Source organism: Streptomyces sp. NPDC048718 (genome assembly GCF_043198875.1).
GTDB lineage: Bacteria > Actinomycetota > Actinomycetes > Streptomycetales > Streptomycetaceae > Streptomyces.
On record NZ_JBICVG010000018.1, the window covers coordinates 27,648 to 50,255 of the forward strand.

Below are 22,608 nucleotides of genomic sequence, written 5' to 3' on the forward strand. Positions count from 1 at the left end.
ATCGCCCCTTACGCGTTACCCATGCATGGGCGCGGGTCAGCTCCAGACGTTGCCCTGGTTCTGGCCGTACGCGCCGTTCCCGCCGACGCCGTACTGGGCGGCGATGCCCTGCCCGATGACGGCGTGCTGCGGCGGCATGACCTCACTGGGCTGCACGAGGGCGAAGCCCGTACCGAGGAAGCTCAGCTCCCAGCCCTCGCCCGTGTCGCCGCGCCGGCGGCGTACGGAGGTGCTGTGCGTCTGGGCCTGCATCTGCACCCGCAGACCGCCGGACCAGGCGACGACCGCGTCGGCGTCCGCGCTCACGTACTTGTCGGGGGTGACCCGCATCATCAGCGGCTGCCCGGAGGTCATCAGGGCGATCTTGCCGTGGCCGGTGATGTTCAGCTGGTACTTGCCGGTGCCGGAGACGCCGTACTGGCTGTCCACGGCGACGACCTCGCTGTGCAGCGTCGAGTCGAGCGCGAGGACGTAGGCGCTGTCGACGGTCAGACCGTCCCGGTCGACGTCCACGACGTGGATGTACTGCGCGAGGTTCGCGAAGTACACCGTGCCCTGCCCGGAGCAGCGCATCAGGTCCAGGCCCTCGCCCGTGCGGGCCTGGGTCACGCGCTGGGTCGTGGACGTGTACTCGCCGTCGAAGTCGACGAGCCCCTGGTAGGCGACCATCGCGCCCTTGCGGGCGAGCACGTCGTCCTGGCCGCTGAGCGCGACCCGCAGCAGCTGCGGGTTCTGCACGACGTAGCGTTCCTGGCTCTGCTGCTCGGCGTAGTTGAAAAGCGGGCTCTGCATGATGTGTTCTCGCTCCCCCTCAGCCCCGCACCCGCAGGCGGTCGGAGCTGTCCTCACTCGGCTGTACGACGACGATGCCCTGGCCCGAGAAGGCCATCTGGTACGCCTCTCCGCTGCCCCGCCCGATGAGGGAGCCGGCCTTGAAGCTGCGCTTGCCCTTCACCTTGAGCACGGGCGACCAGGCGACGAGCGCGTCGGGGTCGACGTACGTCTCGTCGTCGCCCCGGCCGCAGTCGACGACGACCGGGGTGCCGCGCGAGGTCAGGGCGACCCAGCCGGTGCCGGAGATCCGGACGTTGAACATGCCCTGGCCGGCGAACTTGGCCAGGCCCTTGACCCGCTCGACACCCCAGTCGAGGTGCGCGTCGAAGGCGAGCAGATTGCTGCCGTTGACCGACAGGGCGTCGTCGTTCAGATGGACGACGACGACGTCGGCGCCATAGTCGGCGAGGTAGAGCAGTCCGTCGCCGGAGCACCTCATGACCGGCGCGCCCTCGCCGGTGAGCCACTCCTTGGCCTGGTGGCGCAGGGCCGGCGGATTGGGCTCGTAGGACACGAAGCCCTCGTAGGCGACCATCGATCCGGTGCGCGCGTACAGGTCCTGACCGGTGGTCATGGCGACCTTCAACATGGCGCTGCCGTGGTTCTCCATGCGGGCGGCGGGCGGGGTCGGGGCGAAGCCCGCGAGTTTCTCGTTCATGGTTCCGGGCTCCCTTTAGACCTCGTAGGGCTGGACGACGATGAAGTTGCCGGGGGCGCCCCGGAACTGGAGGTTCACGGTCTCCCCGCTGTGGCCCGGGTAGGCGTTGCGGCGCAGCCTGACCTGGCTGGAGAGGATGACCTGGGAGGCGGCCGACCAGGCGACGACGGCGTTGCAGTCGGCGAAGGTGGTCGGGGTGACCGGCAGGACGACGGGCACGCCGTGCGTCTTCACGACGACGGTGCCGGTGCCCTGGAACAGCATCGTGAACAGGGCGCCGCCGGGGATGCCGTGGCCCTCGATCCGGCGCACCTCGTACTGGAGGCTCTCGTCGAAGGCGAGCACGTTCTCGGCGGAGACGCAGATGCCGTCGCCCTGGAGCTCGATCGGGTGCAGATGGGTGCTGTTCTCGGCGAGGAAGACCTGGCCGCGGCCGGTGCAGCGCATCAGCTGCATCTCCTGGCCGGTGGCGTTGCCGACGATCCGGCCGGCGAACCCGGCGCCCTTGTAGGAGAAATCGACCTTGCCCTGGTACATGACCATGGAGCCCTGCCGGGCCAGCACGGGGGTGCCGCCCTTGTCCAGGTCGACCCGCATGAGCTGGTGGTTCTGCGAGGTCCAGCGGGCACCGTCGGCGGCTTCCCTGAACGGCGCGAGCGCGGCGGCGAGTCCGGCGCCGGCGGCGGGCAGGCCCTGCGGCGCGCCCCCGTGCGGGGGCTGCGGCGGGACCTGGCCGAACTGCTGCTGGCCGAACTGCGGCTGACCGTACGGGGCGGGCGCGGGCTGCCCGTAGGGAGCGGGGGTGGGCTGGCCGTAGGGAGCCGGTGCGGGCTGCCCGTAGGGGGCCGGTGCGGGAGGCGGCGGGGCGGGTGCCGGGGCCGGGGCCGGGGCCGGGGCCGGGGGTACCAGGGGCGCGACCACCGTCGGCGCGCCGTGCATCGGGGCCGGCGGCGCGGGCGGGGCGGGGGCGGGCGCCGGGGCGGGCGCGGGAACCGGTGCCGGTGCCGGGGCCGTGGGCGCGCCGAAGGCGGGCGGGGTGGCGGGCGTCGCGGGAGGGGCGAAGCCGGGGACCTCGGCCGGGGCGGCCTGCGGCGCGGCGGGCTCTTCCTCCTCGGCGACCTCGCCGCCGAAGTTCTTCAGCAGCGCCGCGAGACCTCCGTCGAAGCCCTGCCCGACGGCGGCGAAGCGCCAGACGTCCTTCAGATAGAAGTCGCCGAGCATGACCGCGCGTTCGGTGGAGAACTCCGCGCCGGTGAAGGCGTACCGGGCGACCTCCTCGCCACCCGCGACGATCCGGATCCAGCCGGGGCCGACCTGCGACATCTGCCCGTCGCCGTCGATGGTGGCGGTGAAGGACAGTTTCCGGATCTGCGCGGGGATCCGGTCCAGGGTGACCCGGAAGGACTCGGTGTCGCCGGCCTGCGCGCCCAGGAGCTGGATCGACTCCTCCGGCGACTTGGGCTGGTTGAAGAAGACGAAGTAGCGGTCGTCGGAGAGCCGCTCGTCGGCGTCGAGCCCGAAGCAGCTGATGTCGAAGGTCAGTCCGGGAGCCGCGATCCGCACACCCACGTACAGATCCGTGCCCGCCGTCAGATCACTGATCTTGGCCTTGTGGCCGCGTTGGAATTCCCTGGCCATATGTGACGACCGTCCCCCATCCAGAAGAGCGAATGCGTCGCGCCAGGCTAACCGCTGCCCAGGACTGGGGCTCCGGGCGGCACTGGTCTGGTACGAAATCGCCGCACTACGCCCCTACTCCCCTCTCTCCTTACTTGCCTGCCTCCTTGTTTCCTTGCTCCCTTACTCGGCTCGGGCTCCCGGCAGCCGGGGAAGCCGGGCGGCCTCGGCCACCCCCTCCAGATAGCCGCGGGCTCGCTCGGTGCGCGGATAGGAGTCCAGGAGCCGCCAGAAGTCGGGCCCGTGGCCCGGTACGAAAAGGTGCGCCAGCTCATGGCAGAGCACATAGTCGACGACGTACTCGGGCATGCCCTGGAGCCGGTGGGAGAGCCGGATGCTGCCCTCGGAAGGGGTGCAGGAGCCCCAGCGGGTGTTCTGGTTGGTGACCCAGCGGACGGACGAGGGACGGGCCCGGCCGCCGAAGTGCTGCTCCGACAACCGCTCGGCACGCTCGGCCAGTTCCCGGTCGCCGAGCACGCTCTTGCTCTCCCGGGCCGCCAGTTTGTCCAGCATGACGGTGACCCAGCGGCGCTCCTCCGCCTCCGACATCCGGGCCGGGATGAGGACGATCGTGCGGTCGCCCTCGCGGTAGGCGGAGACGGTCCGTCTCCGGCGGGAGCTGCGGCGGACCTCCACCGCGCTCGTCCCCGGGCCGCGGGGCGTTGTGCTGGTCAGGCTGGAATGCGGTTCGACGGGCACGGCCCCGACGTTACCGGCTGGGCGCCGGGGAGTCCCGCACCATTCGAATGATTAATCCCCCGAGCCTGTGGACAACTTTCCGCACCGCTCGCACCGCGGGGGCACTCTGATCCCAGGCGTCCACGGTGGAACGGGACGCGGGCACATGAGGCTTCGACACGGGGGTGGATCGTGCATCCGATGGTGAAACCGGCGCTGCGGCGCGCCTGGCGCAATCTGCGGTACGTGCAGTTCGGGGTGACGCCCGCGCACGCGGTGGTGCTGGGGCCGGTGGACCCGGCGACCGGCAGTCTGATCGGGCTGCTCGACGGGACACGCGGGATGGAACCGCTGCGCGCGGCGGCCGGGGCCCTGGGCCTGCCCCGGGGGCATCTGGAGGCGCTGCTCGGGCGGCTCGCGGCGGCGGGGCTGCTCGCGGACGCGTCGGTCCGTCCGCCGGGCGGACCACCAAGGGCCGTACCAGCGCCGCTCGGAGGGGAAGGAACGGGCGCGGTGAACGGGATGGACGGGCCTGGTGGGGCGCCGGGCCGGGTGGATCCGGAGCGGGATCCGGTGCGGGCGGATCTGGCCTCGCTGTCGGTGGTGCACCGGGCGCCCGACGGTGCGGCGCGGACGCTGGCCGCCCGGCGGTCGCAGCGGGTGCAGGTACGGGGCGCGGGTCGGGTGGGCGCGGCGGTGGCGGCGCTGTTGTCGGCGGCGGGGGTCGGCCGGGTGGAGGTGCTGGACTCCGGCACGGTCGCCCCGTGGGAGGTCTCGCCGGGCGGGTTGCCGGCCGAGGACGTCGGCGAGCGGCGGGCGGTGGCGGCCCGGCGGCTGGTGGGACGCTCGGCGCCGGGCGGCCGGGTCCCACGCGAGGCGGCGCGGGGGACGGGTGACGGCGGCGAGCCGGGGTGGTCGCTCGTCGTGGTGGCGCCCCGGGACGGCCTCGGCGCGTATGTGCCCGATCCGCTGCCCGCCGAGCACTGGCTGGCCACCGGGACACCGCATCTGTACGCGGGGGTGCTCGAAGCCACCGGGGTGGTGGGACCGTTGGTGCTGCCGGGCGGTACGGCCTGCGCGGGCTGCATCCAGCAGGAGCGGGCCGATCGGGAGCCGCTGTGGCCGCGGCTGCCGGCGCAGTGGCGGTCGGGCCGGCCGCACGCGCTGCCCGCGTGCGACGTGGCGCTGGCGTCGGCGGTCGCCGGGCTGGCGGCGGCACACGCGCTGGCGTTCCTGGACGGGGACCTGCCGTCGAGCACGGGGGCGCGGTGGGAGGTGTCGCTGCCGCTGCTGGAGTGGCGCTCGGCGCCGGTCCGGGCGCACCCGGCGTGTCCGTGCGGGGCGCGGTCCGGCACACAGCGGGAACATGCCTCGGCGGCCGGCGGCTGACACGACACAATGAGCACGTGGACGGCCCCGTGCGGTACGGCAGTCTGGGACTTGGAGGGCGTATGTCTGATCTTCCCCGGAAAGCGGTCACCCGGACCGCGAAGTTGGCCGCGTTGCCCCTCGGCTTCGCGGGACGGGCCACCTGGGGCCTGGGCAAGCGGATCGGCGGGAAGTCCGCGGAGCTGGTGGCGCGCGAACTCCAGCAGCGGACGGCCGAGCAACTGTTCAAGACGCTTGGGCAGTTGAAGGGCGGGGCCATGAAGCTGGGACAGGCCCTCTCGGTCTTCGAGTCGGCGCTGCCCGAGGAGGTGGCCGGGCCCTACCGGGCGGCGCTCACCAAGCTCCAGGAGGCGGCGCCGCCGATGCCGGCGGCGACCGTGCACGGGGTGCTCGCGGAGAGGCTGGGCCCGAAGTGGCGGGAGTCGTTCCTGGAGTTCGAGGACAAGCCCGCGGCGGCCGCGTCGATCGGGCAGGTGCACCGGGCGGTGTGGCACGACGGCCGTGAGGTCGCGGTGAAGGTGCAGTACCCGGGGGCGGGCGAGGCGCTGCTCTCGGACCTCACCCAGCTCAGCCGGTTCGCCCGGCTGCTCGGTCCGCTGCTCCCCGGGATGGACGTCAAGCCGCTGATCACGGAGTTGCGCGACCGGGTCGCCGAGGAGCTGGACTACGGCCTGGAGGCGGAGGCCCAGCGGCGGCACGCGGATGAGTTCGCGGACGATCCGGACGTGGTGGTGCCGGCCGTGGTGCACCAGTCGGAGCAGATCCTGGTGACGGAGTGGCTGGACGGGGTGCCGCTGTCGGAGGTGATCGCGGACGGCACACCGGAGCAGCGCGACCGGGCCGGGCAGCTCCTGGCGCGGTTCCTGTTCTCGGGACCCGGGCGCACGGGGCTGCTGCACGCCGATCCGCACCCGGGCAACTTCCGGCTGCTGCCTGCGCCCGGGGCCGCGCCCGGGCAGGGATCCGGGGACGCCGGGGAGGGGGACGGTGCCGGGGACGCCGCATCGTGGCGGCTCGGCGTACTCGACTTCGGCACGGTGGACCGGCTGCCGGGCGGACTGCCGGAGACGATCGGCGTCTGTTTGCGGACCACCCTGGCGGGCGAGGCGGAGAGGGTCTACGACCTGTTGTGCGCGGAGAACTTCGTGAAGAAGTCCGTCGCGCTCGATCCGGAGGAGGTGCTCGCGTATCTGCTGCCGATCATCGAACCGGCGCGGACGGATGTGTTCACCTTCAGCCGGGGCTGGATGCGCACTCAGGCGGCCCGGCTCGCCGACCCCCGCTCCCCCGCCCATCAACTCGGCAAGCAGCTGAACCTGCCGCCGTCGTATCTGCTGATACACCGGGTGACGCTGAGCACGATCGGGGTGCTGTGCCAGCTGGGCGCGCGGGTGCGGCTGCGGGACGAGCTGGAGGAGTGGCTGCCCGGGTTCGCCGCGCCGGACGCGCCGGAGGAGTGAGCGGCGCGAGGCTGGTCGGGCGGACCAGGGCCGGACAGCCCGCAGGCCCGGGCTGACCGGGGTCACCACCAGGAGGAGTCGAGGCGGCCCTCGATCGACCTGAGGTGGACGCGGGCGCAGTCCTCGCAGAGGTAGTGCCGGGTGCCGTTCTCGACCGAGCAGGTCCAGGTGACGGGCGGCTCGGGGACGGTCCTGCCGCAGCGGGCGCACACGACGCGGGGTGCGGGGGCGTGCTCGTCGTTCACGAGGGTGACGATAGCCCTCCGGGGGCTCGCCACCGGCGCAACGCACCGCGGGGGCCGGCCCGTTCGGACCGGCCCCCGCCTACCGGGTCACCGCCCGCTCCATGGGGGAGCGGGGGCGGCGAGCGCCGGTGTCAGTGCATGACGGCCATGGCCAGCGCGCGGCGGGCGCGCAGCGACACGCGCTCGGCGCGGCGCTGCATCCGCCGGGCGGCGACCAGGCGGACGGCCTGGCGTTCCGCCTCGGCTTCCCGCAAGCGGTCGCGCATATGGGCGCGCGCCAGGGCTTCGGGGATGAGTTGCATTTCGCGGGTCCTGTTCTGACGCGAGCGCATCGCGCCGTTGAGGGAGACATCGGGGGTAGCGGAGCCGGCCGGCTCGTGGGGGGTGGTCATCGGGGCCTGCTTCTGGGGATCGTGCGTGAGGGGACGGTCGATGGTTCCGGTGACGTTCATGCCGCGACCGGGTTCTTGCGCGGGCGGCCGCGGGGCCGCTTGCGGGCCACGACCACGCCCTGGACGAAGAGCTCGCCACCCCAGACGCCCCACGGCTCCCGCCGCTCCTTGGCGCCCGCGAGGCAGGCTTCCACGAGCGGGCAGGTGCGGCAGAGGGACTTCGCGTACTCGACGTCGGCCGGGGACTCGGCGAAGAAGACCTCGGGGTCGTACGAGCGGCAGGGAACGGCTACACCGAGGTTCTCGATGGCGTCGTCGAGAGCGGTGAGAGTGGTGAGGGGAGTCAAGGCGAATTCCTCCGTGGAACCGGGCGGCGGGATCGTTTCGGAAGGCGGTACGGACGGGGCGTGCGCTTCGAGTTGCACGGTTGTCGGTCCTCGTCTGTTGTTCCGGCCTGTTGGCCGGGGTTCTGGCTGGTACCGGTCACTACTGGTCCCGAGGCCCCTTCACTCCGTCCGCCCCGTTCGGGGACAAACAGAAGGGCCGCGGATCCCTGGTGGGGTTCCGCGGCCCTGAAGGTGCCGGTCTGATCGTCGATCAGACTGGATCGCTCCAGGGTTCGAGCCCACGGAAGGCCCACATCGTGTGGTGCTGCGTCGTCTGCTGCTGAATACCGGCACCGGTCGCGGCGGCCGCAAAACCAAAGGCCATGGCCTTGGCCTTGCCTGCTACTCCTGCTTCCAGTGCCTTCGTCGGTCGCTCACTCCGCTCCAGACGGTCCAGGAGCCGGGCCGGCATGCCGAGCGGCAGACCGGCGCCGGACAGACCGGTGCCAGGAAGGGAGGGGTAAGCGACGACGGCGGAGAAGCCGAGCGAGCAGGTGGAGACGACCGAGCGATCGTTCACTTTGGCGCTGCGGGTGTTGATGGTGTTGATGCTGATCACTGGAATCGCCTCCTCTCGGCGTCTCGGAGGGTTCGGGGTGAACCGGACCCTCATGTTCATTTGGACAAGTACAGCACGAAGACAGGGCTTCGAAGAAGCCGCCGTTTTCGTGGTTACGAACCTATGGGGCTTGACGGGGCGGGCGCAAACTATTTTCCCGACGATTTTTTTTCAGGGCGTCTCTTCACCCTCTGCGGGATCCTCACCTGCGCAGATGGCGAGAACATCGGCCCCGAAGCGGTCCAGCTTGCGGGCGCCGACACCGGAGATCGCGGCGAGCTCCCCGTCGGAGCCGGGAACCTGCTCGGCGATCGCCATGAGCGTCTTGTCGGTGAAGACGCAATAGGCCGGCTGGCCGAGCCCGCGCGCCTGCTCGGCGCGCCACTCGCGCAGCCGCTCGTACAGCGCCTCGTCCATGTCCGAGGGACAGTCCTCGCAGCGCATCAGCTTCATCTCGCCCGCCTCGGTGAGCGTGGCGCCGCAGACCCGGCACAGCACAGGTCCGCGCCGCTTGCGCCGCCCTGCGCCGCTGCCGCGCTCGATGCCCGCGCCGGCACCGGCGCCGCCGGCCGCGCCGAGCTTGCCGGAGCCGGGCCGCAGGCCCTTGAGGAAGCGGGTGGGGCGCCGGGAGGCACGGCCGCCCGGGGAGCGGGAGAGCGCCCAGGACAGCGAGAGGTGCTCCCGGGCCCGGGTGACGCCCACGTACAGCAGCCGGCGCTCCTCCTCGACCTGTTCGTCGGTCTTGGCGTAGGTGATCGGCATCATGCCCTCGGTGAGCCCGACCAGGAACACCGCGTCCCACTCCAGGCCCTTGGCGGCGTGCAGCGAGGCGAGGGTGACGCCCTGGACGGTGGGCGCGTGCTGGGCGGCGGCCCGCTCGTCGAGTTCGCCGACCAGGTCGGAGAGGGTCGCGCCGGGCTTGGCACGGGCGAAGTCCTCGGAGAGCCGGACCAGGGCGGCCAGCGACTCCCAGCGGTCGCGGGCGGCGCCGGAGCCGGCCGGGGGCTCGGGGGTCCAGCCGTTGCTGGAGAGGACCGCCCGGACCTGGGAGGGCAGGTCCTCGGTGTCGTCGAGCAGGGCGTCGTTGCCCCCGGCGCGGGCGGCACCGCGCAGCGCCACGCCCGCCTTGCGGACCTCCTCGCGCTCGAAGAAGCGCTCGGCGCCGCGCAGCTGGTAGGGCACGCCGGCGTCGGCGAGGGCCTGCTCGTAGACCTCCGACTGGGCGTTGATCCGGTAGAGCACGGCGATCTCGCCGGCCGGGACGCCCGAGGCGATCAGGTCGCGGATCCGGCGGGCGGTGCCCTCGGCCTCGGCGGGCTCGTCCGCGTACTCGGTGTAGGCGGGCTCGGGGCCGGGGTCGCGCTGGGAGATCAGCTCCAGGCGGTGTTCGGCGGCCCGGCCGCGGGCCTGCGAGAGCAGCCCGTTGGCCAGGTGGACGACCTGGGGGGTGGAGCGGTAGTCGCGGACCAGCTTCACCACGGTCGCGTTCGGGTGGCGGACGCGGAAGTTCAGCAGGTGGTCGGGGGTGGCGCCGGTGAAGGAGTAGATGGTCTGGCTGGCGTCGCCGACCACGCACAGGTTGTCGCGGTCGCCGAGCCACAGATCGAGCAGCCGCTGCTGGAGCGGGGAGACGTCCTGGTACTCGTCGACGACGAAGTGCTGGTACTGGCGGCGGATCTGGTCCGCGATGTCGTGCCGGTCCTGGAGGATGCCGACGGTGAGCAGCAGCACGTCCTCGAAGTCGATCACGCCCCGGTCGCGCTTGAGCTGCTCGTACATCGCGTAGATCTGCCCGATCTCCGCGGTGTCGCGCGGGGCGTCGCGCTGGGACTTGGCGACGGCGGCCGGGTAGTCGCCGGGGACCGTCTGGGTGACCTTGGCCCACTCGATCTCGCCGGTGACGTCCCGCAGCTCGTTGCGGTCGAGGCGGACGCGGCAGCGCGCGGCGGCCTCGGCGACCAGCTGGACCTTCCGTTCCAGGAGCCGCGGCAGGTCGCCGCCGACGGCTTTCGGCCAGAAGTACTGGAGCTGGCGCAGCGCGGCGGAGTGGAACGTCCGCGCCTGGACGCCGCCCGCGCCGAGCTGGCGCAGCCGGCCGCGCATCTCGCCGGCGGCGCGGTTGGTGAAGGTGACGGCCAGCACACTGGCGGGTGGGAGTATGCCCGCCCGCACCCCGTAGGCGATGCGGTGGGTGATGGCCCGCGTCTTGCCGGTGCCGGCGCCCGCGAGGACGCACACCGGGCCGTGCAGGGCCAGGGCGACCTCGCGCTGCTCCGGGTCGAGCCCGGCGAGCACCGCGTCGGCCGTCTCCGGGACCTGCGGGAAAAGAGTGGAGTGCGTTGCTGCTGTCACACAGCCATGCTGCCAGGTCCGGCGGGGTCGGTGCGGAGGTTGTCCACAGGTGTGCGACGCCGGTCATACGAATTCCGGGAATGGCCGGACGAGAGCGTACGTTCTTCCTCTCGGCACGACCGATACGGCCGTGCCGCTCCGATGGACCCCGATAGACGCTGATAGACCCCGACATGCGAGGAGCGCCAGGCCATGCAGGGCACTGTGACGATGTACAGCACCACGTGGTGCGGCTACTGCCGCCGGCTGAAGAGCCAGCTGGACCGTGAGGGCATCGCGTACACCGAGATCAACATCGAGCAGGACCCGGCCTCGGCGAAGTTCGTCGAGGAGGCCAACGGCGGCAACCAGACCGTTCCGACCGTGCGGGTCGCCCCGACGTCCGGTGCCGGCGAGGTCGTCATGACCAACCCGAGCCTGGCCCAGGTCAAGCAGGCCCTCGCGGTCTGAGGCCACCCAGGCCCCCGAGGCTCCTGAGACCCCCGGGCGCGGGCCTTCGGGGACCGTCGGGCTCCCGCGGGGACCCCGCCGGCCCCCGGGGCCGCCCAGGGCCCCTTCCGGGCCCCGCATGGCCGAGAACAGCCCCCTCCCGATCGTCCGGGAGGGGGCTGTTCCGCTTCCGCTTCCGCTTAAACCGGATCGGATCGGCTCGGATGCGGCCGGGTCGGCTCGGAGTGGACCGGGCTCAGACCACGTCGCCCGGCTTCGGCAGCGGCTTTCCGTACCAGAGCTCGATCAGCCGGGAGGCGATCGAGATCCCGTACGGCGGCAGTACCTCGCCCGTCTCGAACGCGGCGGCCAGCTCATCCCGCGAGAACCAGCGGGCCTCGTGTATCTCCTCGCCGTCCACGGTGATCTCCGGCGAGGACGCGCGGGCCATGAAGCCGAGCATCAGGCTGGACGGGAACGGCCACGGCTGGCTCGCCACGTACTCGACCTCGGCGATCGTGACCCCGGCCTCCTCGAAAACCTCGCGCACCACCGACTGCTCGATGGACTCGCCGGGCTCGACGAAGCCCGCGAGCGTCGAGAAGCGGCCCTCGGGCCAGTGCATCTGGCGGCCCAGCAGCGCCCGGTCCTGGTCGTCGGTGACCAGCATGATCACCGCCGGGTCGGTCCGCGGGTAGTGCTCGGCGCCGCAAGCCGGGCAGCGGCGGACGTGTCCGGCCGCCGCGATCTTCGTCCGCTCGCCGCAGCGCGAGCAGAAGCGGTGCAGCCGCTGCCAGTTCTCCAGGGCGACCGCGTGCACCATCAGTCCGGCGTCGCGCGGCGAGAGCAGCAGCCCCGCCTCGCGCAGTCCGGCCGGGCGCGCGGACTGATCCATGCGGCCGGGCAGGCTGTCCTTCTGGAGCGCGAAGTAGGAGACGCCGTCCTCGTCGGTGCCGAGGAAGTAGCGGTGGGTCTCGGTCGGCGGGGCCTCGAACGCCGGGGTCGTGACCAGCTCGGTCCGGCCGTCCGGCGTGTCGTCGATCAGCACCTGACCGCCCGAGACCACGAAGACCCGGGTCGTGGGGTGGCTCCAGGCGGCGGCGAGCCACGCCTCGTCGAGGCGGTGGTGTGCGGCACGGTCGATCCCGCTCGGGGCGGTCAGCGAGATCGGGCGGTCCGCGAACGCGTTCTTCAAGGTGCTGCTCACAGGTGCTTCCAACTCCCCCGGTTCGATGATGGTGGGTACGGCGGCGCCCGGCGTAGGGGCGCCCGCGGGCCCGGCGTCCGGGCGCTCGCACGCCGGGCGCCGGGGCGCGCTCCGGCTCAGGCGCCGGGGGTGTCCGGGGCGGCCGGGGCGGCCGGAACGCCCTGGGCCTGCGGGGCTTTCGCGCGCAGAGCGGCGGGCAGGTCGCTCCACAGGTACGCGGTCGTCTCGACGCCCTTCATGAGGAGATCCAGCTCGATCTTCTCGTTCGGCGCGTGCCAGCCGTCGGACGGGACGGAGATACCCAGGAACAGCACCGGCGCACCCAGGACGTCTTGGAGGTCGGCGGCCGGTCCCGAGCCGCCCTCGCGCGTGTAGCGGACCTTCGCGCCGTCGAAGGCCCGGCTCATGGCACCCGCGACCGCGCCCAGGGCGGGGTGGCCGAGCGGGGTGAGGCAGGGCCGGGTCGGGGCGCCGAAGACGATGTCGTAGCGGATGCCCGCCGGGACCAGACCGGCCAGCCACTCCCGTACGGCCTTCTCGATGTGCGCCGGGTCCTGGCCCGCGACCAGCCGGAAGGAGAGCTTCAGATGGGCGGAGGCGGGGACGATCGTCTTGCCGCCGGGGCCCTGGTAGCCGCCGCCGATGCCGTTGACCTCGGCGGTCGGACGGGCCCAGACCCGCTCCAGGGTGGAGTGGCCGGCCTCGCCGAGCGTGCCGTGCGACTTCGCGGTGGCCAGCCAGGCGGCCTCGTCGAAGGGCAGCTCGGCGATGAGCGCCCGCTCGGCCTCGGTCAGTTCGGTGACCCCGTCGTAGAAACCGGGGATCGCCACCCGCTCGGTGTCGTCGTGCAGGGCGGCCACGATCCGGCCGGCGACGGTGGCCGGGTTGGGCACGGCGCCGCCGAAGGAGCCGGAGTGGATGTCCTGGTCCGGGCCGTGGAGGTCGATCTCGCAGTCCGCGACCCCGCGCATGCCGGTGCACACGGTCGGGGTGGTCTCGGACCACATCCCGGTGTCGGAGACGATCACCAGATCGGCGGCGAGCCGGCCGGCCCGCTGCTCCACCAGGGCGCGGAAGTGCGGCGAGCCCGACTCCTCCTCGCCCTCCACCAGCAGCTTCAGGTTCACGGCGGGCGCGCTGAGGCCGGTCTCGGCGAGATGCGCCCGCACCCCGAGGGTGTGGAAGAGGACCTGGCCCTTGTCGTCGGCCGCGCCCCGCCCGTACATCCGGCCGTCGGTCACGACCGGCTCGAACGGCTCGGTGTGCCAGCCGTCCTCGCGGGCGGCGGGCTGTACGTCGTGGTGGCCGTAGACGAGGACGGTCGGCGCGTCCGGCGCGTGGGACGGCCACTCGGCGAAGACCGCCGGGGCGCCGTCCGTCTCCCACACCTCGACCGTGGTGAACCCGGTCGCGGTCAGCTTCGCGGCGAGCCAGTCGGCGCTGCGCCGTACGTCGCCGGCCCGCTCGGGCTCGGCCGAGACCGACGGGATCCGCAGCCACTCGGCGAGGTCGTCGAGGAAGGCGGACCGGTGCTCCGCGATGTGGGCGCGCACGGCGTCGGTACGTACGGGGTGGACGGCGCTGTCCGGGGTCTGGCTCATGGACCCGAGCCTATCCGGCGCCCGGGAGCGCTCCGTCCACGCCCGGGTGACCGCCGTCCGGGTGACGGTTGTCCGGGGAGCTGCCGTCTGAGTGGCCGCCGTCCTCGGCGGGTCCGGCGGGTCCGGCGGGTCCGGTCGCGGCGCGGTCCTCGCCGCGCAGCAGGGCCTCCAGTTCGGCCCGGCCGGGCAGCCGGCGGGGCCGGGCGATCTCCCCGGTCCGTATGTACACGAAGGCGGCGGCCACTTCCTCCGGGTCGAGACCGTGCTGCTCGGCCCAGGCGAGCCGGTAGAGGGCGAGCTGGAGCGGATCGGCGGTGCGCAGCCGGCTGGTCTTCCAGTCGACGATCTCGTACGCGCCGGTCTCCGGGTCCCGGTAGACGGCGTCGATCCGGCCGCGCACCACCCGGCCCGCGAGGGAGAGATGGACGGGGACCTCGACGCGGTACGGGACGCGGCGGGCGTACGGAGTGCGGTCGAACGCCTCCTTCAGCTCCTCCAGGTCCCGCTCGTCGCGGATCTCCGGCTCCCCCGCGAACTCCTCGCCGCCGGGCAGCTCCTCCGGGCCGAGCAGGGGCAGCGGCAGTTCCTCGAAGCGGGACTCGACCCAGGCGTGGAAGCGGGTGCCGCGCCGGGCGGCCGGCTGCGGCGGCTTCGGCATCGGCCGGGCCAGCTCCTTGGCGAAGCCATCGGGGTCGGCGGCGAGCCGGATCACCTGGGAGGCGGAGAGATACGCGGGCAGCAGGACGTCCCGGGTGGTGGCCCGGGAACGGTGCAGCTCGGCGGTGAGGGCGGTGAGGTCGCGGTCCCAGGACTCGATGGTGCGCAGGTCCTCCGAGGACGCGGCCAGGTCCCGGTCCCGGTCCTGGTCGGCCGGTTCGGGGGCCGGAGCCGGAACGGCGGCCTGGGTCGTCACGGGACCCGGGGCCGGTTCCGGCGCGCGGGGGGCGGGGACCTGGGGAGCCTGCGGGGCCTGCGCACCGTGGGGCGGCTCCTCGTCCCAGACGGGCTCGTCGTCCCAGTCCGGCTCGTCCGGGAACCAGGGGTCCTCGGGGGCCTCGGCCGTCGCGGAAGCCGGAGCCGTACGCCCGCCCTGACCGTACGACCCGTGCGACCCGTGCGGCCCGGCGCCCTCGGGCCCGTACGCCCACAGCCGCTCCAGCACCGCCCGCGCCGCCTCGCGCCGCCGCTCGAACGAATCCTTGTCGAGCGGCAGCGGCCAGGCCTGGTCGGCCAGGTCGGCGGCGAGCAGCGGGTTCTCCTCGCCCTCGGCCGGAGCGTCCGCCCATGCCTCGATCTCGCCGTACCCCGCCGCGCAGTGGTCGTACAGCGCGCTCATGAAGTCGGACGGACCCCGGGGCTTCTTCTGCGCGGGCCCCCACCAGTGGGCGGAGCCGAGCAGCAGGGACCGGGGCCGGGTGAAGGTCACATAGCCGAGGCGCAGCTCCTCGGTGTGCTGGTGGGCGCGCATCTCGTCCTTGAAGGACTTCATGGCGGCCGCCGTCCACTCCTCCAGGGCGGGCAGGGTCGCCGCGTCGCCGCGCAGCGCGTGCGGCAGGACCTGCGGCTGCGCGGCCCAGGACTCGCGGGCGCGGGTGGACGGGAACTGCCCGGTGACGAGCCCCGGCACGGCGACGACGTCCCACTCCAGTCCCTTGGACTTGTGCGCGGTCATCACCTTGACGGTGTTCTCGCCGCCCGGGAGCGCGTTGTCCAGGCCCTTCTCGTACTGCGCGGCCGTACGCAGGAAGCCGAGGAAGGCGAGGAGGGTGGCCTCGCCGTCCAGGGAGGCGAAGCCGGCGGCGATGTCGAGGAAGTTGCCGAGGGTCTCGCGGCGGCGGGCGGCCAGGGCGTGCGGGGAGGCCGACAGCTCGACCTCCAGACCGGTGGCGGCGAGGACCCGGTGCAGGACGTCCATCAGCGGGTCGGCCAGGGAGGTGCGCAGGGCGCGCAGCTCGGTGGCGAGGCGGGCGAAGCGGACCTTGGCCTCGGCGGAGAAGGGCAGCTTGTCGTCCTCGGCGCCCGCCGGATCGAGGAAGGTGTCGAGCGCGTCGGCCAGCGAGATCACCTCGGCCGGGTCGACGCCCTCGACGGCGGCGGCGAGCCGCTGGTCGGCGTCCTCGCTCTCCGCGCCGGGGCGGTGGACGAGCAGCCGGGCGCGCCGGCCGAGGAGGGCGAGGTCGCGGGGGCCGATGCGCCAGCGGGGGCCGGTGAGGAGCCGGACCAGGGCGGCGTTGGCGCCGGGGTCCTGGAGGACCTCGCAGACGGCGACGAGGTCGGCGATCTCGGGCAGGTGGAGCAGCCCGGACAGGCCGACGACCTCGACGGGCACGTCACGGGCGACGAGCGCCGCCTGGATCGCGGGGAAGTCGGTCGCCGTGCGGCACAGGACGGCGATCTCGCCGGGCGGGGTGCCGGTGCGGACCAGATGGGCGAGGGAGTCGGCGAGCCAGTCGATCTCCTCGGTGTGGGTGGGCAGCAGCGCGATCCGTACGCCGCCGTCGCGCTCCGCTCCGGGCGCGGGTCGCAGCGCCTCCACGCCCGCGTGCATCGCGCGCAGCGGGGCGGCGAGGCCGTTGGCGAGGTCGAGGAGACGGCCGCCACTGCGCCGGTTCTCGGACAGGGCGTGCCGGGCGGCGGGCCGGCCGTCCTCGTACGGGAAGTGGACGGGGAAGTCGTCCAGGTTGGCGACGGAGGCGCCGCGCCAGCCGTAGATGGCCTGGCAGGGGTCGCCGACGGCGGTGACGGCGTGCCCGGTGCCCTGCCCGAAGAGGCCGGACAGCAGCAGCCGCTGGGCGACCGAGGTGTCCTGGTACTCGTCCAGGAGCACCACCCGGAACTCGTCGCGCAGCAGTGCCCCGACCTCGGGCCGGGTGGTGGCGATCCGCGCGGACAGGGCGATCTGGTCGCCGAAGTCGAGCAGGTCACGGGAACGCTTGGCGGCGCGGTAGCGGATGACCAGATCGAGCAGCTCACGGCGCGCGACGGCGGCCTCGGGGAGTTTGCGCAGGTCGGCGTTGGTGAGCTTGGCGCCGGCGAGGTCGGCGAGCAGTCCGGTGTCGTGACCGATGAGCCGCTCCGGCTCGACGAGGTGCTCGGACAGCTCGGCGTCGAGGGCCAGCAGATCGCCGACGAGGGTGGGGAAGGAGCGGGTGAGCGCGGGGTACGGGCCGGGGGCCTCGCGCAGGACGCGGGCGGCGAGCTGGTAGCGGGTGGCGTCGGCGAGGAGGCGGGAGGTGGGTTCCAGGCCGATGCGCAGACCGTGGTCCGTGAGGAGCCGGCCGGCGAAGGCGTGGTACGTGGAGATGCGCGGTTCGCCGGGCGGGTTCTCGGGGTCCTGGCCGAAGGCGAGGGCCTGGCCGGGACCCGGGGACGGGGCCGGACCCGGAGCCTGAGTCTGGGCCGTCAGGGGCGCCGGGTCGGGGTCGGTGACGCCGGCCCGGACGAGGGCGGTGCGCACGCGCTCGGCGAGTTCGCCGGCGGCCTTGTTGGTGAAGGTCAGGCCGAGGACCTGTTCGGGGGCGACCTGCCCGGTGCCGACCAGCCAGACCACCCGCGCGGCCATCACGGTCGTCTTGCCGGAACCGGCTCCGGCCACGATGACCTGCGGGGCGGGCGGCGCGATGATGCAGGCCGTCTGCTCCGGGGTGAAGGGGATCCCGAGCAGCTCCTTCAGCTGCTCGGGATCGGTCAGGCGTGAGGTCACTCCAAAGAGGCTAACGGGGTCCGCCGACATCCTCCGCCGTCACGCCTCCCGACGATCTTCCGGCGACGCCCGGCCGGTCCGGTGTCGCCCGGCGCGGCCCCCCGCCGGGACCGGGAACACCGGCCCGGCGGGAGAGACCGGTCACGCAGTGCCGGTCGCGGGGTGCCGGTCACGCGGGGGACCGGTCGCGGGGTGCCGGTCACGGGGCCGGCTCGTCGCTCAGGACGGCGACGGGGACGGCGACATCATCGTCATCGCGGAGATGTCGACGGTCTGGTTGGCGGGCGGTGCCGTGACCTTCACCGTCTTGTTGAAGTCGGAGAAGGTGAGCGTCCCGCTGTTGCCGCCGCCGGTCCGCACCGCCTTGAGCACGTACGGCGTGCCGTGCGCCGCGACGGACAGCGTGCTGGTCTCCTCGTGGGTGCGGCCGTGGGCCGAGACGTTGTTCCGCTTGATCACGGTGGCGACGGGGGTGTTGTTCACCGCGGCGTCGGGGCCGCGCACGATCTGGCCGTGCATGGTGCTGAACTTGCCGATTCCGGCGGCGGTGGACTTGACGTCGCACCGCTCCATCTTCATGCCCCGGCTGTCCTTCATCCCGGCGGGGATGCGCAGCCAGTGGCCGTGGAGTTTGGCGACGGCCTCGTTGATCTGGGTCTGGCTCATTTTCTGTCCGGCCAAGGAGGCGCGCCAGAACCCGTCGTCGCCCTTGATGTACGAGGTGCCGCCGACCTGCCGTACCTCGCCGGAGCCGCCGCGGAGCTTGACCGTACCGGCGCAGTCACTCTGGTTGAGCGAGATGTCCACGTCGGCGGCGCGCCCGTTGGCCATGACATGGCCCGTCATCCGGAACGAGGTCGCCGTCTTGGTGGCGGCTATGCCCTTGTCGGCTATCTGGGCCGGGGTGAGGTTCGAGTACGGCCTCGGGGTCGGGGACGGTACCTCCGCCACCGCCGCGGCCTGGGCGTGCGCCAGGGTGGCGGGCACGGCCCCGCTGACCAGGACGGCACAGACGACCGTCGCGGCGCGGAGCGTGATGGTGCGGAGCGGGGTGTGGGACGCCATGCGAGCCTCCTCGCGGGATTCCCCTTCCGGGTCTCCCTCGTGGGATTCCCCCCTGGACGGGATTCCCCCCTGGGACGCCCTCGGGTGAGGGTCTTCGACTGATGACCGGCCGGTCCGGGTCCCGATGGCTCCGGGCCCTGGTCTCCCGGGTTCTTTGGCCCCGGGTCTCTCGGTTGTCGGGCTCTTCAGTCCGGTGCCCGCGCGTGCGGGCACCGGACTCCCAGACTGCCGGAGCCGGGCCCGGCCCGCACCGCGAGCGCGCTCGGGCCGTGCCTCGAAGCCTCCCGGGGCCGGGCGCACGACCGGAGCCGCTCAGGGCCGCCCGGAGTCGTACGGAGTCGTACGGAGTCGTACGGCAGCCTCGTCACGGGACGATGTGACGGCCCTCCGGTCGCGCGCTGCACGAGGCCCGGAAGGAGCAGGTGGTGCACTGCTGACCGGCCGTTGGAGTGAACCTCTCGTCGAGGACGCGGCCGGCGGCGGTGGCGAGGAGGTCACCGATCCAGGTACCCGCCGTACCGCCCGCGCCCTCCGTCCCCCCAGCGCCGTCGCCGCCGCCTTCGAGAGGTTCCTGCTTCTGCACCTTCGGCAGCGCGTCCCCGCCCTCCTTCTTGGGCGCCGGCTGCCGGAGGTGGACCAGTTCGGCACCGCCGGGCTCGGGGGTACGGCCGCCGAAGACCTCGTCGACGGCGCCCGCGCGGACGGCGAGCTGGTAGACGGCGAGCTGCGGGTGGCGGGCGACCTCGTCCTTGGTCGGGGCGGACTTGCCGGTCTTGAAGTCGACGACGTACGCGCGGCCCTTCTCGTCGGCCTCGACCCGGTCCATGGAGCCCCGGATGCGCACCTGGTACGCGCCGGCGGCGAGCGTCACGTCGAAGTCGTGCTCGGTGGCGGCGGGGGTACGGCCGGCCCGGTCCAGGACGTGCCAGTGCAGGAAGCGTTCCAGGGCGGCCCGGGCGTTCGCCTTCTCCTGCCCGGACTTCCAGGGCGCGTCGAAGGCGAGGGCGTCCCAGACGGAGTCAAGGCGGGCCATGAGCACGTCGAGGTCGGCGGGCGTACGGCCGGAGGCGACCTCGTCGGCGAGGACGTGGACGACATTGCCGAAGCCCTGGGCCGCGGTGGCGGGGGCGTCGGCTCTGACCTCGCGGCCGAGGAACCACTGGAGCGCGCAGGTGTTCGCGAGCTGGTCGAGGGCGGAGCCGGACAGGGCGAGCGGCAGGTCGCGGTCGCGCAGCGGCACGGCGCTGCGGGTCGGCTCGGCCAGGCCCCACCAGCGGTCCGGGTGGGCGGCGGGGACCAGCGGGTTGCCGTCCTCGTCGGCGAGGGCGGCGAGATGGGCGAGGCGTTCGGCGGCGGCGGCCCGCAGCCGGGGCGAGGCCTCGGGGTCGACGGTGGTGGCGCGCAGCTCCGCGACCAGCGCGGCGACCGCGAGCGGGCGGCGGGGCCGGCCGGTGATCTCCTTCGGCTCGACGCCGAGCTCGGTCAGGAAACGGGACGGCTGGTCGCCGTCCTCGGCCGACGCCTTGACGGCGGTGACGACGAGCCGGTCACGGGCCCGGGTCGCGGCGACGTAGAACAGCCGCCGCTCCTCGGCGAGCAGGGCGCCGGGGGTGAGCGGCTCGGCGAGACCGTCGCAGCCGATCCGGTCGGCCTCCAGGAGCGAGCCGCGGCGGCGCAGATCGGGCCAGCGGCCCTCCTGGAGCCCGGCCACGACGACCAGGCTCCATTCGAGGCCCTTGGCGCGGTGCGCGGTCATCAGGCGGACGGCGTCGGGGCGGGTGTGGCGCCGGGTGAGGGTGTCGGCGGCGATGTCCTGGGCGTCGAGTTCCTCCAGGAAGTTGAGCGCGCCACGGCCGCCGACCCGGTCCTCGGCGCGGGCGGCGGACTCGAACAGCGCGCAGACGGCGTCGAGGTCCCGGTCGGCGTTGCGGCCGGCCGGGCCGCCGCGCAGCGAGGCGCGCTCCAGACGGCCGGGCCAGCCGGTGCCGTTCCACAGCAGCCACAGCGCCTCTTCGGCGGTGCCGCCGGCCGCGAGCGTGTCGCGGGCGTCGCGCAGCAGTCCGCCGAGGACGCGGGCGCCTCGGGTGTACGTCCGGTCGTGCGCCACCAGCCGCTCCGGCTCGGCGAGCGCCCGCGCGAGCAGGACGTCCGACGGGGCCGGCACCTTGTTCCCGCCGGCCCGCTCCTCGTCCCGGAGCGCGCGGCCGAGGCGCCGCAGATCGGCCGGGTCCATCGCGGCGAGCGGCGAGGCGAGCAGCGCGATGGCGGTCTCGACGTCGAGCCACCCGGCGCGGGCGGGGGTGGGGGTGGGGGTGGGGGCGGGCGTGGCGGCGTCCGCTTCTCCTGGTACGTCGGGTTGCCCGGGTACGTCCGGGCCGGCGGCCTCGGACGGCGCGGGCTCAGGCCGCTCGTGCTCCGGCGGTACGGCACCGGCTTCGGCGTCGGCGCCCTCGTGGGCGTCGGTCGCCTGCTCCGGTTCCGGCTCCTCCTCCTCGTACGCCCCAGGGCCCTCGCCCGTATCCGCGTCCGCGTGCTCGGCCTCGTCCACGCCCACGACCGTCCCCGCCCCGTGCGCCGCCGCGCGCAGCGCGAGGAGCAGCGGGGCCACGGCCGGCTCGTGACGCAGCGGGATGTCGGCCGCGTCGGTCTCGACCGGGACACCGGCCGAGGTCAGGGCGCGCCGGAGGGACGGGAGGTGGGCCGAGGCGCGGGTGAGGACGGCCATGTCCTGCCAGGGGACGCCGTCCTCCAGGTGGGCGCGGCGCAGCAGGTCCGCGATGTTCTCGGTCTCCGTCGAGGGCGTGGGGTACGTGTAGACCTCGGCCCGGCCCCCGCCCCGTACCGGCTCCAGGGCGCGGTGGGCGCGGGCCTGGGCGGCGGGGAGCCGGGGCAGCGGCATGCGCTGGGCGAGCAGCCGCGTCGCGGCGAGCAGGGCGGCGCCGGAGCGGCGCGAGGTGCCGAGGACCCGTACCGGTCCGCCGAAGACGGCGGGAAAGTCGAGGATGCCGTTCACGTCGGCGCCGCGGAAGGCGTAGATCGACTGGTCGGGGTCACCGAAGGCGACGACCGCCCCGGTGGTGCCGGCCGTGAGCCCGCGCAGCAGCCGGACCTGGGCCGGGTCGGTGTCCTGGTACTCGTCGACGAAGACCGCGTCGTACGCGGGCAGGGTGCCGGGCGCGGCCGACTCGGTGAGCAGGACGGCCCGGTGCACCAGCTCGGTGTAGTCGACGACGCCCTGGAGGTCGAGGACGTCGAGATACTCGGCGAGGAAACCGGCCGCCGCCCGCCAGTCGGGGCGGCCGACACGCCGGGCGAAGGCGTCCAGGGCGTCCGGGCCGAGGCCCAGCTCGCGGGAGCGGGCGATGACCGCGCGGACCTCGTCGGCGAAGCCGCGGGTGGTCAGGCAGGCGCGCAGTTCGTCGGGCCAGCCGACCTTGCCGAGGCCGGCCTTCTCCAGGTCGATCTGTCCGGCGAGCAGTTCACGCACCGCGAGGTCCTGCTCGGGTCCGGAGAGCAGGCGCAGGGGTTCGGCGAAGAGGTCGGCGTCCTGGTGGGCGCGGATCAGGGCGTAGCAGTACGAGTGGAAGGTGGTGGCCTGCGGGGGGCGCCGGCCGCCGAGCCGGGCCGCCATCCGGTCGCGGAGTTCCACGGCGGCCTTGCGGCTGAAGGTGAGGACAAGGATCCGCTCGGGGTCGGTGCCCTGTTCCATCCGGGCGGCGACGGACTCGACCAGCGTGGTCGTCTTGCCGGTGCCGGGGCCCGCGAGGACGAGAAGCGGTCCGTCCCGGTGCTCAACCACCGCCCGCTGCGTCGCGTCAAGCAGAGGGGGCCGCACCGGTGCCGGCACCGCCCGGACCAGCCGGTACGCGCCGGGGCCCCGCGTTTGCCGAAGGGCGGAGGAGGAAGTCACGTGGGTCGCCGGTCCTGCTGGGGGGTCGTGGGTACGGTGCGTGGGGCGCTCGGGGCGCTGACG

The 22,608-nt window shown here is 73.7% G+C and carries 17 protein-coding genes; 3 read left to right on the plus strand and 14 right to left on the minus strand.

Annotation, left to right across the window (positions count from 1 at the left end; all coding sequences use genetic code 11):
- Positions 1–36: 36 nt before the first annotated feature.
- From ACGFRB_RS28380 to ACGFRB_RS28395, 4 genes are all read right to left on the minus strand, one after another.
- The gene (locus tag ACGFRB_RS28380) at positions 37–792 is read right to left on the minus strand and encodes an AIM24 family protein (RefSeq protein WP_393247051.1); all 756 of its coding nucleotides are present in this window, start codon (positions 790–792) and stop codon (positions 37–39) included.
- 19 nt (positions 793–811) lie between these two features.
- Entirely contained in the window at positions 812–1,492 is a 681-nt protein-coding gene (locus ACGFRB_RS28385; RefSeq protein WP_393247053.1) for an AIM24 family protein, read from the minus strand.
- Positions 1,493–1,507: 15 nt separating this feature from the next.
- Positions 1,508–3,130: a TerD family protein gene (locus ACGFRB_RS28390; protein WP_393247055.1), complete on the minus strand. Its 1,623-nt coding sequence runs from the start codon at positions 3,128–3,130 to the stop codon at positions 1,508–1,510.
- Positions 3,131–3,292: 162 nt separating this feature from the next.
- Positions 3,293–3,868, minus strand: coding sequence for a M48 family metallopeptidase (locus tag ACGFRB_RS28395; protein WP_393247057.1), 576 nt, complete (start codon positions 3,866–3,868; stop codon positions 3,293–3,295).
- 171 nt (positions 3,869–4,039) lie between these two features.
- On the opposite strand from ACGFRB_RS28395, the gene ACGFRB_RS28400 reads away from it, so the two are divergent.
- Together ACGFRB_RS28400 and ACGFRB_RS28405 are read left to right on the plus strand one after the other, a co-directional pair.
- On the plus strand, positions 4,040–5,236 hold the full coding sequence (locus tag ACGFRB_RS28400) for a ThiF family adenylyltransferase (RefSeq protein ID WP_393247059.1): 1,197 nt from the start codon (positions 4,040–4,042) through the stop codon (positions 5,234–5,236).
- Positions 5,237–5,298: 62 nt separating this feature from the next.
- Positions 5,299–6,696: an ABC1 kinase family protein gene (locus tag ACGFRB_RS28405; RefSeq protein WP_393247061.1), complete on the plus strand. Its 1,398-nt coding sequence runs from the start codon at positions 5,299–5,301 to the stop codon at positions 6,694–6,696.
- 62 nt (positions 6,697–6,758) lie between these two features.
- On the opposite strand, the gene ACGFRB_RS28410 is transcribed toward ACGFRB_RS28405, so the two are convergent.
- From ACGFRB_RS28410 to ACGFRB_RS28430, 5 genes are all read right to left on the minus strand, one after another.
- Complete coding sequence (locus ACGFRB_RS28410; RefSeq protein ID WP_363001504.1) at positions 6,759–6,941, minus strand: hypothetical protein; 183 nt, start codon at positions 6,939–6,941, stop codon at positions 6,759–6,761.
- Positions 6,942–7,072: 131 nt separating this feature from the next.
- A complete protein-coding gene (locus tag ACGFRB_RS28415; protein WP_361230878.1) occupies positions 7,073–7,393 on the minus strand; it encodes a hypothetical protein in 321 nt (106 codons plus the stop codon).
- Positions 7,390–7,758 (minus strand): WhiB family transcriptional regulator, encoded by a 369-nt coding sequence (locus ACGFRB_RS28420; RefSeq protein WP_361230876.1) that lies wholly within the window; start codon positions 7,756–7,758, stop codon positions 7,390–7,392. Before ACGFRB_RS28420 ends, ACGFRB_RS28415 begins: the two co-directional genes overlap by 4 nt.
- A 172-nt stretch (positions 7,759–7,930) precedes the next feature.
- Positions 7,931–8,278: a hypothetical protein gene (locus tag ACGFRB_RS28425; RefSeq protein WP_363001508.1), complete on the minus strand. Its 348-nt coding sequence runs from the start codon at positions 8,276–8,278 to the stop codon at positions 7,931–7,933.
- Between the two features lie 171 nt (positions 8,279–8,449).
- On the minus strand, positions 8,450–10,630 hold the full coding sequence (locus tag ACGFRB_RS28430; RefSeq protein ID WP_393247063.1) for an ATP-dependent DNA helicase UvrD2: 2,181 nt from the start codon (positions 10,628–10,630) through the stop codon (positions 8,450–8,452).
- Positions 10,631–10,822: 192 nt separating this feature from the next.
- On the opposite strand from ACGFRB_RS28430, the gene ACGFRB_RS28435 reads away from it, so the two are divergent.
- Positions 10,823–11,080, plus strand: a complete 258-nt coding sequence (locus tag ACGFRB_RS28435) for a mycoredoxin (protein WP_361230870.1) — start codon at positions 10,823–10,825, stop codon at positions 11,078–11,080.
- 235 nt (positions 11,081–11,315) lie between these two features.
- Here the strand turns inward: ACGFRB_RS28435 and nudC are convergent, their stop codons facing one another.
- From nudC to ACGFRB_RS28460, 5 genes are all read right to left on the minus strand, one after another.
- Positions 11,316–12,266: an NAD(+) diphosphatase gene (gene nudC / locus ACGFRB_RS28440; RefSeq protein WP_363001512.1), complete on the minus strand. Its 951-nt coding sequence runs from the start codon at positions 12,264–12,266 to the stop codon at positions 11,316–11,318.
- 116 nt (positions 12,267–12,382) lie between these two features.
- Entirely contained in the window at positions 12,383–13,867 is a 1,485-nt protein-coding gene (locus tag ACGFRB_RS28445; RefSeq protein ID WP_393247066.1) for a dipeptidase, read from the minus strand.
- Between the two features lie 10 nt (positions 13,868–13,877).
- Entirely contained in the window at positions 13,878–17,570 is a 3,693-nt protein-coding gene (locus ACGFRB_RS28450; RefSeq protein ID WP_393247068.1) for an ATP-dependent helicase, read from the minus strand.
- Positions 17,571–17,789: 219 nt separating this feature from the next.
- Complete coding sequence (locus ACGFRB_RS28455) at positions 17,790–18,635, minus strand: hypothetical protein (RefSeq protein ID WP_363001518.1); 846 nt, start codon at positions 18,633–18,635, stop codon at positions 17,790–17,792.
- A gap of 364 nt (positions 18,636–18,999) precedes the next feature.
- Complete coding sequence (locus ACGFRB_RS28460) at positions 19,000–22,545, minus strand: ATP-dependent helicase (protein WP_393247070.1); 3,546 nt, start codon at positions 22,543–22,545, stop codon at positions 19,000–19,002.
- Positions 22,546–22,608: the final 63 nt, after the last annotated feature.

Excerpts from the sequence above, each read along its gene's own strand:
- ACGFRB_RS28390 (WP_393247055.1), bottom strand. The coding sequence starts at position 3,130 with ATGGCCAGGGAATTCCAACGCGGCCACAAGGCCAAGATCAGTGATCTG.
- ACGFRB_RS28435 (WP_361230870.1), top strand. The coding sequence starts at position 10,823 with ATGCAGGGCACTGTGACGATGTACAGCACCACGTGGTGCGGCTACTGC.
- ACGFRB_RS28415 (WP_361230878.1), bottom strand. The coding sequence starts at position 7,393 with ATGAACGTCACCGGAACCATCGACCGTCCCCTCACGCACGATCCCCAG.
- ACGFRB_RS28445 (WP_393247066.1), bottom strand. The coding sequence starts at position 13,867 with ATGAGCCAGACCCCGGACAGCGCCGTCCACCCCGTACGTACCGACGCC.
- ACGFRB_RS28405 (WP_393247061.1), top strand. The coding sequence starts at position 5,299 with ATGTCTGATCTTCCCCGGAAAGCGGTCACCCGGACCGCGAAGTTGGCC.
- ACGFRB_RS28385 (WP_393247053.1), bottom strand. The coding sequence starts at position 1,492 with ATGAACGAGAAACTCGCGGGCTTCGCCCCGACCCCGCCCGCCGCCCGC.
- ACGFRB_RS28455 (WP_363001518.1), bottom strand. The coding sequence starts at position 18,635 with ATGGCGTCCCACACCCCGCTCCGCACCATCACGCTCCGCGCCGCGACG.
- ACGFRB_RS28380 (WP_393247051.1), bottom strand. The coding sequence starts at position 792 with ATGCAGAGCCCGCTTTTCAACTACGCCGAGCAGCAGAGCCAGGAACGC.